Genomic DNA, 13,368 nt, shown 5'->3' on the forward strand with positions numbered 1-13,368 from the left:
TGCTGGGCTGAGATGTCACGGCCGACAGTCTAGGTCACCGCAGGGCTGCGGCCGGTCGGCGCCTCAGTACCGCTTGGCCGCCTTGGGGAACGAGGCCAGCTCCTGGGCGGTCGAGCGGTGGATCTTGCGCTCGACGATGAAGGACAGGAACGGCACCACGCCGCCCAGGGCCATGACGATGAACTGCGGGAACGGCCATCGCATGAGCATCCACAGGCGGAAGCACGAGAACAGGTAGACCACGTAGAACCAGCCGTGCACGATCAGCACCCAGGTGGAGATGTTGACGCCGCCCTCGATGTCCATCAGCTCGTTGTCGCGCAGGCCCAGGGCCACGGACTCCCCCGTGCCCGCCATGGTGCCCCCGGCAATGACGTCGAAGCCCATGGCGTAGCGCAGGATCATCTCGGCCACGAGCAGCAGCAGGAACGTGCCGGAGATCCAGGCCCAGACCATGTAGAAGTTCAGCCACCACCTGATCTGGGACTCGGTCCCGCCGAATCGCCGGCGCGTGCGCAGCGCCGAGTACTGCGGCAGCTGGCCTGGCTCGCGGGCCTTCGACGGATCCGCCCCCTCCGGCGCCGTGACGCGCACGCCGTCGGTGCGCTGCTTGGGCCGGGGCGTTCCCTCCTGCGGGGCTCCCTGGGTCATCGCTGCTCTCCGCTCTGCGGGTCGATTCGCCCGCGGTCCTCCGGTTGGTCATCTGCACCGGCCGGGACGCTCTGGTCCGCGGCGGGCTGGTCGTCGAAGTAGAAGTACTCCCCGGCGACGGGATCGTAGTAGTAGAACCGCTGGGCCTCCTGATCCCAGGCGTAGGCCAGGGACTCGCCGTCGAGCTCGAACCAGGCAGCGGGGTCCTGGCTGCGCCGGTGGTCATCGCGCACGGAGGAGAACCAGATCCACAGCGCGAAGCCCGCGAAGACGACCCACTCGACCGCGTAGAAGATGTTCAGCGGGTCCAGCGAGGTGTCCGTGGGCTGCTGATCGACCGAGACGGCCTCCAGCTGCGGCGACATCAGGCCGCCCTGCTCCGGCAGGGTGCCGTCGTCCTCCGCCAGGCCGGTCGATCCGTCCTGGGGCGCGGGCTGCGCGGCAGGGGCCTCGGCCATGGCGGTGACGAATCCGGAGTAGATCGGCACGTCCCACACGTTGGACAGCTGGGCCGGCGACAGACTGGCGTAGCGCTGCGGCTCCTGGTCCTGGGTGGAGACCGGGGCCTCCTGCGGCAGCAGCCGCCCGGCCACGGAGACCTCCCCCTCGGGAAGCTGCGGGATGTGCTCGGGGTCATCCGTCCAGCCGCGCACGACGGGCAGCACCAGGTCTGCATCGGCGCCCGACCAGTCGTCCTGCGTTCCCGGGATCTGCAGCCCCGCCACGACCCACCACCCGGAGCGCCCGTCCTGCAGGCGGTCCTCGATCAGCACGGTCGAATCCGGCAGATAGGTCCCGGTGGCCTCCACGGCGGTGTCGACCTGCTCGAGGGTCGAGGCGGCGCCGGGGTCCAGGGTCTCCTGCAGCGGGCGGACGATCTCCTTGCCCGGGTCGTAGACGGTCTGCGCGTCCCGGCTGGATTCGAGCTGCCAGCGGCTCAGCAGGACGAAGACGAGGGCGACGCCCAGGCAGACCGCCAGCACGAGCAGGGATCTGGGTCTGAGGGCGGTCCGAAGCACCGCTCCAGTCTAATGACGCCCTCGGACGCCGCCGAATCGCTCCCGGGATGCGCGAAGGGGCGCGCACCGCAGCGGTGCGCGCCCCTTTCCGCGCTCCCGACGGCTCAGCCGTGGACGACGACCTCGGTGCGCTGGAAGGACTTCAGGTCCAGGTAGCCGGTGGTCGACATGGCCCGGCGCAGCGCGCCGACCAGGTTGGAGCTGCCGTCGACCTGGCTCGAGGGCCCGTGCAGAACCTCCTGCAGCGGCCCCGCGGTGCCCACGCGCGTGCGCACGCCGCGCGGGACCTCGCCGTGATGGGCCTCAGCACCCCAGTGCCAGCCGCGCCCGGGGGCCTCCTCGGCCCGAGCCAGGGCGGTGCCCAGCATCACGGCGTCGGCGCCCATGGCCAGGGCCTTGACGATGGTCCCTGACGTGCCCACGCCGCCGTCGGCGATCACGTGGACGTAGCGCCCGCCGGACTCGTCCAGGTAGTCCCGGCGAGCTGCCGCCACGTCCGAGATGGCCGAGGCGCCGGCTGCGTGGATGCCCAGCACCTGCTCGGTGCGCATGGAGGCCCCGCCGCCGAAGCCCACGAGCACGCCGGCGGCGCCGGTGCGCATCAGGTGCAGGGCCGGGGTGTAGCCGGCCGCTCCGCCGACGATCACGGGGACGTCGAGGTCATAGATGAAGCGCTTGAGGTCCAGCGGCTCCTCCGCCTGGGACACGTGCTCCGCCGAGACGGTGGTCCCGCGGATCACGAACAGGTCCACGCCCGCCTCCAGCACGGTGCGGTAGTGCTCCTGCGTGCGCTGTGGGGTCAGGGCGCCGGCCACGATGACGCCGGCCTCCCTGATCTCCCCCAGCCGCTGGGTGATCAGCTCGGGGCGGATCGGCGCGCGATAGATCTCCTGCATGCGGCGCGTGGCGGCCGGGAGGTCCTCGCCCGACAGGGACGCGATCTCCTCGAGCAGCGGCTCGGGATCGTCGTAGCGGCTCCACAGCCCCTCGAGGTCCAGGACGCCCAGGGCGCCCATGCGCCCCAGCGCGATCGCGGTGGCCGGGGAGGTCACCGAGTCCATGGGCGCGCCCAGGAAGGGGGTCTCGAACGTGTAGGCGTCGATCCGCCAGTCCGTCGAGACCTCGCGGGGGTCGCGCGTGCGCCGCGAGGGCACCAGGGCGACCTCGTCCAAGGAGTAGGTCCGACGGGCCCGCTTGCTGCGGCCGATCTCGATGTCGTAGTTCAGGTTCACGTCAGCGTCCTTGTCTCCAGCGCCGGATCGGGTCCGATCAGCGCTTGTAGTTGGGGGCCTCGACGGTCATCGAGATGTCGTGCGGGTGCGACTCCTTGAGCCCGGCGGAGGTGATCCGCACGAAGCGGCCCTTGTGCTTGATCTCCTCGATCGAGCGGGCGCCGGTGTAGAACATGGTCTGGCGCAGACCGCCCTCGAGCTGGTGGATCACCGAGGACAGCGGGCCGCGGTAGGGCACCTGGCCCTCGATGCCCTCCGGGATCAGCTTCTCGTTCGAGCCCACGTCCGCCTGGAAGTAGCGGTCCTTGGAGAACGACGTGTTCCCGGCCCGGGTCTGCATGGCCCCCAGCGAGCCCATGCCGCGATAGGCCTTGAACTGCTTGCCGTTGATGAAGATCAGATCGCCCGGGGACTCATCGGTGCCGGCAAGCAGCGAGCCGACCATGACCGAGTCCGCCCCGGCCACGAGCGCCTTGCCGATCTCGCCGGAGTGCTGGAGGCCGCCGTCGGCGATCAGCGGCACGCCGGCCGGGATCGCGGCCTTGGCGGATTCGTTGATCGCGGTGATCTGCGGGACGCCCACGCCGGCGATGACGCGCGTGGTGCAGATCGAGCCCGGCCCCACGCCGACCTTGATGCCGTCGGCCCCGGCGTCGATCAGCGACTGGGCGCCCTGCCGGGTGGCGGCCTGGCCGCCGATCACGTCCACGTGGGCGGCCGACGGCTCGGCCTTGAGCCGGGCGATCATGTCCAGCACGCCCTGAGAGTGCCCGTTGGCGGTGTCGATGAACAGGGCGTCCACGCCGGCCTCGACGAGCGTCATGGCCCGCTCCCACCCGTCGCCGAAGAAGCCGACGGCCGCACCGACCCGCAGGCGGCCCTCGTCGTCCTTGGTGGCGCGCGGGTACTGCTCCGCCTTGGTGAAGTCCTTGATGGTGATCAGCCCGCTCAGCGCGCCCTGATCGTCCACGAGGGGCAGCTTCTCGAGCTTGTTGGAGGCCAGCAGCTTGAAGGCCTCCTCCTTGGGCATGCCCACGCGCCCGGTGACCAGAGGCATGGGGGTCATGACCTCTCGCACGGTGCGGGTGTCGAAGTCCGACTCCGGCAGGTAGCGGGTGTCGCGGTTGGTGATGATGCCGACCAGGCGGGTGCCGTCCTCGACCACGGGCAGGCCCGAGACCTTGTAGTAGCCGCAGAGGCGGTCGAGCTCGCGCAGGGTGGCCTCCGGGCTGACCGTCACGGGATCGGTGATCATCCCGGACTCGCTGCGCTTGACCAGGTCCACGTTCTCGGCCTGATCCGCGATCGACAGGTTGCGGTGCATGACGCCCATGCCGCCCAGGCGGGCCATCTGGATCGCCATCTTGGCGGTGGTCACCGTGTCCATGGCGGCCGAGATGATGGGCGTCTCGAGCTCGATGCGCCGCGACAGGCGCGTGCGCGTGGAGGCCTCCGACGGGATGACATCCGTGCTGCCCGGCAGCAGGAGGACGTCGTCGTAGGTGAGTCCGACGAAGCCGAACGGATCCTCGGACAGGGCGGTCGGGACGGGGGCTTCTGACACGGGGAGGACCTTTCCATCGACGGCACGGCCGACGCCCCGGCGGCTCCCGGGCGCGGTGCGGTTTCGAGAGGACAGTCTAGGACCCTTCACGGGCCCTCGGCCCCTCCGCCTGCCGAGGCGGCCCTCACTGCAGCTGCGGCAGAGCGGGCTGGTGCTCCACGACCACGCCGTCCCCGGCCAGGGCTGCGGCCAGGCGGTCGCCGAAGGTCCAGGCCAGCGAGCGCGAGTAGGGAATGGACAGGTGCCCGCTGTCCCACTGCACGTACATGTTCCCGATGACGGGCGGGCAGGTCCCCTCCGGGCAGATCTGATCGGTCATGTCCATCTCGGCGTACAGCGGCAGCTCCTCGGCCAGCGGCTGCATGGGATCGGGCTGTCCGAGCATGGGATGGGTCTTCTGGCACTGCGGAGCCTGCGCGGACCCCTCCTCCATGACGCATTCCGGCGGAGCCTGATCGAACCGCGGGATGTCGCGCACTCCCAGGACGCGGTAGCCCTCGCCCGTGACCTCGCGCACGCGCTGGTCGTAGTCCGGCTTGTAGTACTCGCCCTCGGCGTTGGTGAAGGTCGACTGGGTGATGATCAGATCCGGGTCGATCTGATGCACCAGGGGCATGGAGCCGTCGAGCCAGGGGCCGCACTCGTCATCGAGCTGGTCCTCGTGGCTCGTCCAATAGCAGCCGGGCCTGATGTAGCTGACCACCCGCCAGCCGTTCGCCTCGGCCACCGGCCGCAGGGCGTCCAGCCAGTGCTCGGAGTGCGAGTTGCCGATCAGCAGCACGGTCTGCGACGGGTCCTCCGCGGGCACCGATTCGCGGCACCACTGCTGCGATCCGACGGGGATGTCCCATTCGCTCGGGCATGCAGCGCCCCGGTCCGGCGCCTGGTCGTCGAGCTGGGCGGCCAACGGAATCGTCGGGGCGTCGGGATCCGGCGCGGTCTGCACGTCGTCTCGCAGCACGAGCGCACCCGGGTTCGAGGCCGTGGGGCCGTCCGGGGCCTCGGCGACGTCCGCGCGCAGGCTCTGCTGCCAGGCAAGGACCGGCCCCAGACCGACCGCCAGACACACGACGACCGCTCCGGCCAGGCGCAGCTTGGTGGCCTCGGGCCACTTCCAGCTCTTCAGCGGCGTCTCGATGAGCTTGGTCGCCAGGATCGCCAGAGCGAGCGAGAGCACGATCAGCACCACCCCGGAGCGCGGCCCCGCCTCCGGGCGGTCGCGGATGACCAGGTAGGTGATCAGCAGCGGCCAGTGCACGAGGTAGAGCGCGTAGGAGGAGTCCCCCAGGCGCACCAGCGGCTTGGCGGCGAAGATCCGGTCCAGGCCGAAGCGCGAGTCCGTCTGCCCGGCGACCATGATGGCGGCCGCCGAGAGCAGGGGCCACAGGGCGATCCAGCCGGGGAAGGCCCCCTGCACATCGACCAGCAGGCCCACCAGCACCATCGAGACGAACCCCACCCACCCCAGCACCACGCGCAGCCACCGCGGGAGTCGGATGAAGGGCAGCGCCAAGGCCAGCAACGAGCCCAGGGCGAACTCCCACAGCCGGGTTCGGGTGTCGAAGTAGGCGAACTCCTGCTGGGTGGCGGTCGTGACGATCGAGAACACGAGCGAGGCGGCGAAGATGGCGCTGAACAGCACCGCGAGCACAGGCACGGGCCGCAGGCGGGACCGGCCGCGGGTCAGCAGCCAGGTCAGTCCGAACAGCAGCGGCCACAGCAGGAAGACCTGGCCCTGGACGGACAGGGACCAGAAGTGCTGGAACGGGCTGGCCGTGGAGCGGTCGGCGGCGTAGTAGTCCACCGAGGTGAGAGCCAGGACCCAGTTCTCGGTGTAGGTCAGGGCCGCCGCTGCCTGACGCAGGGCCTCCTCGACACGGTAGGCCGGGAAGAACAGAGCGACCAGCACCAGGGTGCCCAGCACCGTGAGCACCGCCAGCGGCAGCAGCCGCTTGAAGGTGTGCAGCCAGTAGCGTCCGATCCGCAGCGGGCGCCCGCCCTCGAGCTTGCGCACGAACGACAGCGTCATGAAGAACGCCGAGATCAGCAGGAAGATGTCCACGCCGCCCGAGACCCGCCCGAGGAAGACGTGGTAGAGCACGACCATGATCACGGCGACGGCGCGCAGCCCCTGGATCTCCGGGCGGAAGCCGGAGTACCTGGCCACGGATTCCCGGCGGCGGGCGTCGTCCGCGGTGCCGCCTGTCTCCTGCTGCTCGGACATGCTTCTCCTCCGTGCTGCGGCCACGGCAGCGGGTCATGCGGAAGCCTGCATGCCTGCGCAGCCTCCGGGGGAAATACGGGCGTCAACCTACCAGCGCAGGCTGCCCGCCCGCGGCATCGTCCGAGGTGCGCAGAAGGCCCGGCTCCCGCCGCGAGTGCGACGGGAGCCGGGCCTGTCCTCGGCCTGCTGCGGCCGCTGTCAGCGCCGCAGCTTCCGGATCAGTGCTGGTGGCCGTGGCCGTCCTGATCGTCCTCCGCGGGCTTGTCGGTGACCAAGGTCTCGGTGGTCAGCACCAGGGCCGCGATCGAGGCCGCGTTCTGCAGCGCAGAGCGGGTCACCTTGACGGGATCGATGATGCCCGCCGCCAGCAGATCGGTGTACTGATCGGCCTTGGCGTCGTAGCCGTGCCCGAGCTCCATCTGCTCTACGCGCGAGACCACGACCCAGCCGTCCTGGCCGGCGTTCTGCGCGATCCAGCGCAGCGGCTGGCGCAGGGCGCGGCGCACGATGTCCGCGGCCACGGCAGCGTCGCCGTCGAGCTGGGCCTTGACGTCGTCGATCGCCGCGGAGGCGTGGACCAGCGCCGAGCCGCCGCCGCCCACGATGCCCTGCTCGAGGGCCGCGCGGGTCGAGGAGACGGCGTCCTCGATGCGGTGCTTGCGCTCCTTGGCCTCGACCTCGGTGGCCGCGCCGACCTTGATGACGGACACGCCGCCGGCCAGGCGCGCCAGGCGCTCCTGCAGCTTCTCGCGGTCCCACTCGGAATCGGTGCGCTCGACCTGGCCGCGGATGTAGTCCACACGCTCGGAGATCGCCTCGGCGGTGCCGCCGCCGTCGATGATCGTGGTCTCGTTCTTGGTCACGGTGACCGTGCGGGCGGAGCCCAGCTGCTCCAGGGAGACCTGGTCCAGGGCGATGCCCAGCTCGGAGGTCACCACGGTGCCGCCGGTGAGAACCGCCAGGTCCTCCATGATCGCCTTGCGGCGGTCGCCGAAGCCCGGGGCCTTCAGGGCCACGACGTCCAGGGTGCCGCGCAGCTTGTTGACGACCAGCGTGGACAGGGCTTCGCCCTCGACGTCCTCGGCGATGATCGTCAGCGGCTTCTTGGTCTGCACGACCTTCTCGAGCACCGGCATGAGCTCCTGCGCCGAGGAGATCTTGCCCTGGTAGAGCAGGACCAGGCCGTCGGACATGACGGCCTCCTGGCGCTCGGCGTCCTTGACGAACGACGGCGACAGGTATCCCTTGTCGAACTGCATGCCCTCGGTGACCTCGAGCTCGATCTCCGTGGAGGAGCCGTCCTCGATGGTGATCACGCCGTCCTTGCCCACGACCTCGAAGGCCCGGGAGATCAGCTCGCCGATCTCCTCGGACTGCGAGGAGATCGCAGCGACCTTGGCGACCTCGTCGCCGGAGACCTCGCGGGCGTCCTCGAGCAGGCGATCGGCGACCGCCTGGACGGCGACCTCGATGCCCTTCTTGATCTGGCCCGGGGCGGCGCCGGCGGCCACGTTGCGCAGGCCCTCCTCCACGAGCGCCTGCGCCAGGACGGTGGCGGTCGTGGTGCCGTCGCCGGCGACGTCGTTGGTCTTGGTCGCGACCTCCTTGGCGAGCTGGGCGCCCAGGTTCTGGTAGGGGTCGTCCAGCTCAACCTCTCGGGCGATCGTCACGCCGTCATTGGTGATGACGGGGGCGCCCCACTTCTTGTCCAGGACCACGTTGCGGCCGCGCGGGCCGAGGGTGACCTTGACGGTGTCGGCCAGGCGGTCGACACCCTCCTTCAACTGATTGCGTGCGTCCTCGCGGAAGAGCAGCTGCTTGGCCATGGGCCGGATTCTCCTTCGGGATCGACGGGCGCGGGCCCGTCGGGATGACTGGGGTCTTGATCGACGAGAGAGGGCGCCGGCCATGCGGACCCGCGCAACCGCGGGGCACGCGGCGGGCGCCCTCTGCTCGGACCGCCTGAGGTGATCAGGGGGTCGTCAGGCTCACTTCTCGACGACGGCCAGCACGTCGCGCGCCGGCAGGACGAGGAACTCCTCGCCGTTGTACTTGACCTCGGTGCCGCCGTACTTGGAGAAGATCACGAGATCGCCCTCCTTGACGTCGACCGGGATGCGGTTGCCGGAGTCGTCGACGCGGCCCGGGCCCACGGCCATGACCTTGCCCTCCTGGGGCTTCTCCTTGGCGGTGTCCGGGATGACCAGGCCGGAGGCGGTGGTCTGCTCGGCCTCGACGACCTGGACGACGATGCGGTCTTCAAGCGGCTTGATGGAGATCGACACGATGTCTCCTTCTCTCATGGATTCGAAGTGTTGCTGAAGCTGTCACGGCGCCCCGCCGAGGTGCTGCTCCCCGCTGCTGCGAGGACCCCGGTGCTGGTGCGCCAGAGGATCTGCCAACCGTCGTCGCGGTGCCGATCGGCCCGAATCCCTTAGCACCCCCCGAGGGCGAGTGCTAAAGCCACCTTAGAGACGGCGCTGGCAGTCGGTCAAGGCGAGTGCCAGCTGCACACCGCGGAGGAACGAACGCCCCGGAACGACTCCCAGCCGGCCTGCAGACTCCGAGGAAAGCCCTGGCAACAGCTGGGAGAATCCTTTAAGGTCACCAGTAAGGTAATCCTGACCTACTCAAGGTGAGGCTCACCTTGCTCCGCCACCACGTCGTCGACAGACAAGAGGATGCTCCCATGCCTGCACCCAGCCGCCGCTCCGGCGCCGCACTGGCCGCCCTGCCCCTGGCCCTGGCCCTCGGACTCACCGCCTGCGGCGGCTCCGGCGACTCGGACAGCCAGAGCAGCTCCGGGGAGACCGACAGCATCGAGGTCGAGGACAACTTCGGCACCGAGACCGTCGCGCTGCCGCCGCAGAACGTGGTCGCCACCGACAACCGCACGTTCGAGACCCTGTGCGAGTGGGACGTCGAGCTGGCCGCGGCGCCCAAGCCCCTGCTGCCGGAGACGGTCGAGTGCTGGCAGGGCGATGACGTCGTCGACATCGGCAATCACCGCGAGCCGGACCTCGAGGCCATCGCCGGCGTGGAGCCCAGCCTGGTGGTCAACGGCCAGCGCTTCGGCGACTACCACGATCAGATCGCCGAGCTCGTCCCGGATGCCGCGATCGTGGAGTTCGAGCCCCGCGAGGGCGAGGACTTCTTCGAGGAGCTCAAGCGCCAGACCTCGGCCATCGGCGAGATCTTCGACAAGACCTCGGAGGCCGACTCGCTCAACGGCGGCCTGGACGATGCCGCCCAGCGCGTGTCCGACTCCTATCAGGAGGGCGACACCGTCATGGCCGTCAACGTCTCCGGCGGCGAGATCGGCTACATCGCCCCGGGCGTGGGACGCACCTTCGGACCGCTGTTCGACGAGTTCGGCTTCACCCCGGCCCTCGAGGTCGAAGGCGCCTCGGACGACCACCAGGGCGACGACATCTCCGTCGAGGCCATCGCCGACTCCGACCCGGACTGGATCGTGGTCCTGGACCGCGACGCCGGCGTGAGCTCGGAGGAGGGCGCCACCCCCGCCGCCGAGGTCATCGAGCAGTCCGAGGCGCTGCAGGACGTGACCGCCGTGAAGGAGGGCGACATCTACTACGCTCCGGCGGACACCTACACCAACGAGGGCATCCAGACCTACACCGAGATCTTCAACGGCCTGGCCGACGCCTTCGAGTCCAAGAGCAGCTGACCTGCTGATCTGTCAGCGGCGGCACCGGCGTCGAGGCCCGATGCAGGTGCCGCCGCTGAGGCATGCGCCTCGTGCCCGGCCTCCCGGGACGAGGCGCATGCCTCCGCACCGCCCGACCATGCTGAGGGGACCCCGATGACCGAAGCCCGCACCGGCGCCGAGGCGAGCACCCGACGATCCGGGCTCGCCGCAGCCCTGCTCGACTGGAAGCTGTGGCTGGCGACCGCAGCGGTCGCAGGGCTGCTGGTCCTGTCCCTGTTCACGGGGGTCTACGACCTCGGCTCGGAGGGCGGCGCTGAGATGCTCGGCATCACCCGCCTTCCCCGCACGATCGCCCTCGTGCTGGCCGGGGCGGCCATGTCCATGTCCGGGCTGGTCATGCAGCTGCTGACGCAGAACCGCTTCGTGGAGCCCACGACCACCGGCACGACCGAATGGGCGGGGCTGGGCCTGCTCACCGCCATGATCGTCTTCCCGTCTTCCACGCTCATGACGCGCATGGGAACCGCCATCCTCTTCGCCTTCGTCGGCACGATGGTCTTCTTCCTCTTCCTGCGCCGGGTGTCCCTGCGCTCGTCGCTGATCGTGCCCATCGTCGGCATCATGCTCGGCGCCGTGGTCGGCTCCGTCTCGACCTTCCTGGCGCTGCAGACCGACATGCTGCAGAACCTCGGCGTGTGGTTCGCCGGCAGCTTCACCTCGGTGCTGCGCGGGCAGTACGAGGTCCTGTGGATCGTGGCGGCCGTCGTGGTCGTGGTGTTCATCGTGGCCGACAGGCTCACGGCCGCCGGGCTGGGCGAGGACATCGCCACGAGCATCGGGCTGAACTACAGCCGGATCATCCTCTTCGGCACGATCCTGATCGCGATCGCCACCGGGGTGGTGACCGTCGTGGTCGGCAATCTGCCGTTCCTGGGGCTGATCGTGCCCAACATCGTCTCGATGATCCGCGGCGACGACCTGCGCTCCAACCTGCCCTGGGTCTGCCTGCTGGGCATCGCGATCGTCACCGTGTGCGATCTGCTGGGGCGCACGCTGATCGCCCCGTTCGAGATCCCCGTCTCCGTGATCCTCGGCATCGTCGGAGCCGTCGTGTTCGTCGCCCTGCTGCTGCGCCAGCGCCGCAGCGCCTGATGGAGGACCCCCGGATGACACTCGCCAGACCCACGACCGCCAAGGCCCAGCGCTCGAGCGCCGGGGCCTTCGCGACCCCCGCCGCCCGCCGGCGCTACGTCATCGTGGTCGTGGTGCTGCTCGCGCTGTCCGTGCTCTTCGCCGGCGGTCTGCTGGCCTGGGACAACCCGCTGCCGTTCGGCACGCCGGGGTTCTGGCGCATCGTCGAGCTGCGGCTGACCAATGTGATCGTGATGGGCGTGGTGGCGTTCTGCCAGGCCATGGCCACCGTGAGCTTCCAGACCGCCACCAACAACAGGATCATCACCCCGTCGATCATGGGCTTCGAGTCCCTGTACGTGGCGATCCAGACGGGCGTGGTCTACTTCGCCGGAGCCGCCAGTCTGGTGGCCTTCAGCGGCATGACCCAGTTCGTGGTCCAGGTGAGCCTGATGGTCCTGCTGGCCACCGCCCTGTACACCTGGCTGCTCGCCGGGCGCCGAGGCAGCATGCACGTCATGCTGCTGGTCGGCATCATCATCGGCGGCGGCCTGGGCTCGGTGTCGACCTTCATGCAGCGTCTGCTGACCCCCAGCGAGTTCGACGTCCTCAACGCCCGGCTCTTCGGCTCCGTGTCCAACGCGGATGCGAGCCTCCTGCCGATCGCGATCCCCCTGTGCCTGGCCGCGGGGCTGGCGCTGTGGCTGTCGGCCCGGCGGCTGAACGTCGTGGCCATGGGCGCCGACGTCTCGAACAACCTGGGGCTGAACCACCGCTGGGAGACCATCCGGATCCTGTTCCTGATCTCGATCCTCATGGCCGTCTCGACCGCCCTGGTGGGCCCGCTGACCTTCCTGGGCTTCCTGGTGGCCACGCTGGCCTACCAGTTCGCCGACACCTACGACCACCGACGGATCTTCCCGGTCGCCATGCTCATCGGCTTCGTGGTGCTCTCCGGGGCCTACTTCCTGATGCACCACGTCTTCTACGCCCAGGGCGTCGTGGGGATCATCATCGAGCTCGTGGGCGGCTCCGTCTTCCTGTACGTCATCCTGCGAAAGGGACGCCTGTGATCACCCTGAACACTGTCCGCAAGCACTACACCGATGAGGTCCGCATCGGCCCGGTCGACCTCGAGATCCCCACCGGCGGCATGACCGCGCTGGTGGGGCCCAACGGCGCCGGCAAGTCGACGCTGCTGACCATGATCGGACGCCTGCTGTCCCTCGACGAGGGGGTCATCAAGGTGGCGGAGATGGACGTCGCCAAGTCGAAGTCCAAGGACCTGGCCAAGATCCTGTCGATCCTGCGGCAGGAGAACCACTACGTCACCCGCCTGACGGTGCGCCAGCTCGTGGGCTTCGGGCGCTTCCCCTACTCCGGGGGACGGCTGAACGTGGAGGACGAGCGGATCATCTCGAAGTACCTGGACTTCCTGCACCTCACCGAGCTGCAGAACCGGTACCTGGACGAGCTCTCGGGCGGCCAGCGCCAGCGCGCCTACGTGGCCATGGTCCTGGCCCAGGAGACGGATCACGTGCTGCTGGACGAGCCGCTGAACAACCTCGACATGAAGCACTCGGTGCAGATGATGCAGTTCCTGCGCTCCGCCTGCCGTGAGCTCGGCCGAACGATCATCATCGTGCTGCACGACATCAACTTCGCCGGGCACTACGCCGATCACATCTGCGCGGTGAAGGACGGGCAGATCGCCCGCTTCGGCACCCCGGAGGAGATCCTGACGGACGAGGTGCTCACGGAGGTCTTCGACACCCCCATCACCGTGATCGACGGCCCCAACGGCCGGCTCGCCTCCTGCTACTGATCCTCGCGTCGCCGCGCAGGTCCGTCGATCACCGTCCGCTCAGAGGCTAGGG

11 protein-coding genes are annotated in these 13,368 nt (G+C 69.5%); 4 read left to right on the plus strand and 7 right to left on the minus strand.

Annotated elements, in window-relative coordinates; all coding sequences use genetic code 11:
• Positions 1 to 63: 63 nt before the first annotated feature.
• From JOE55_RS04195 to groES, 7 genes are all read right to left on the minus strand, one after another.
• Complete coding sequence (locus tag JOE55_RS04195) at positions 64 to 651, minus strand: DUF3817 domain-containing protein (protein ID WP_024289968.1); 588 nt, start codon at positions 649 to 651, stop codon at positions 64 to 66.
• Positions 648 to 1,670, minus strand: coding sequence for an SURF1 family protein (locus JOE55_RS04200; RefSeq protein WP_204782121.1), 1,023 nt, complete (start codon positions 1,668 to 1,670; stop codon positions 648 to 650). Before JOE55_RS04200 ends, JOE55_RS04195 begins: the two co-directional genes overlap by 4 nt.
• 104 nt (positions 1,671 to 1,774) lie before the next feature.
• The gene (locus JOE55_RS04205; protein WP_204783199.1) at positions 1,775 to 2,896 is read right to left on the minus strand and encodes a GuaB3 family IMP dehydrogenase-related protein; all 1,122 of its coding nucleotides are present in this window, start codon (positions 2,894 to 2,896) and stop codon (positions 1,775 to 1,777) included.
• A 43-nt stretch (positions 2,897 to 2,939) separates the two neighbouring features.
• Positions 2,940 to 4,466: an IMP dehydrogenase gene (guaB, locus tag JOE55_RS04210; RefSeq protein WP_024289965.1), complete on the minus strand. Its 1,527-nt coding sequence runs from the start codon at positions 4,464 to 4,466 to the stop codon at positions 2,940 to 2,942.
• A 124-nt stretch (positions 4,467 to 4,590) separates the two neighbouring features.
• The gene (locus tag JOE55_RS04215; RefSeq protein WP_053447797.1) at positions 4,591 to 6,690 is read right to left on the minus strand and encodes an acyltransferase family protein; all 2,100 of its coding nucleotides are present in this window, start codon (positions 6,688 to 6,690) and stop codon (positions 4,591 to 4,593) included.
• A gap of 218 nt (positions 6,691 to 6,908) precedes the next feature.
• Complete coding sequence (gene groL, locus JOE55_RS04220; RefSeq protein WP_061710802.1) at positions 6,909 to 8,516, minus strand: chaperonin GroEL; 1,608 nt, start codon at positions 8,514 to 8,516, stop codon at positions 6,909 to 6,911.
• Positions 8,517 to 8,678: 162 nt separating this feature from the next.
• Positions 8,679 to 8,975: a co-chaperone GroES gene (gene groES / locus JOE55_RS04225; RefSeq protein WP_024289962.1), complete on the minus strand. Its 297-nt coding sequence runs from the start codon at positions 8,973 to 8,975 to the stop codon at positions 8,679 to 8,681.
• A gap of 404 nt (positions 8,976 to 9,379) precedes the next feature.
• On the opposite strand from groES, the gene JOE55_RS04230 reads away from it, so the two are divergent.
• The 4 genes from JOE55_RS04230 to JOE55_RS04245 all read left to right on the plus strand — a co-directional run bounded on the left by JOE55_RS04230 (position 9,380) and on the right by JOE55_RS04245 (position 13,316).
• Positions 9,380 to 10,378 carry a siderophore ABC transporter substrate-binding protein gene (locus JOE55_RS04230; RefSeq protein ID WP_204782122.1) on the plus strand — a complete coding sequence of 333 codons (999 nt, stop codon included), beginning with the start codon at positions 9,380 to 9,382 and terminating at the stop codon, positions 10,376 to 10,378.
• A gap of 135 nt (positions 10,379 to 10,513) precedes the next feature.
• Positions 10,514 to 11,512 carry an ABC transporter permease gene (locus tag JOE55_RS04235; protein ID WP_204782123.1) on the plus strand — a complete coding sequence of 333 codons (999 nt, stop codon included), beginning with the start codon at positions 10,514 to 10,516 and terminating at the stop codon, positions 11,510 to 11,512.
• A 14-nt stretch (positions 11,513 to 11,526) separates the two neighbouring features.
• The gene (locus JOE55_RS04240) at positions 11,527 to 12,564 is read left to right on the plus strand and encodes an iron chelate uptake ABC transporter family permease subunit (RefSeq protein WP_204782124.1); all 1,038 of its coding nucleotides are present in this window, start codon (positions 11,527 to 11,529) and stop codon (positions 12,562 to 12,564) included.
• Positions 12,561 to 13,316, plus strand: coding sequence for an iron ABC transporter ATP-binding protein (locus JOE55_RS04245; RefSeq protein WP_204782125.1), 756 nt, complete (start codon positions 12,561 to 12,563; stop codon positions 13,314 to 13,316). The genes JOE55_RS04240 and JOE55_RS04245 overlap by 4 nt, the downstream gene beginning before the upstream one ends.
• Positions 13,317 to 13,368 lie beyond the last annotated feature (52 nt).

Source organism: Kocuria palustris (genome assembly GCF_016907795.1).
GTDB lineage: Bacteria > Actinomycetota > Actinomycetes > Actinomycetales > Micrococcaceae > Kocuria > Kocuria palustris.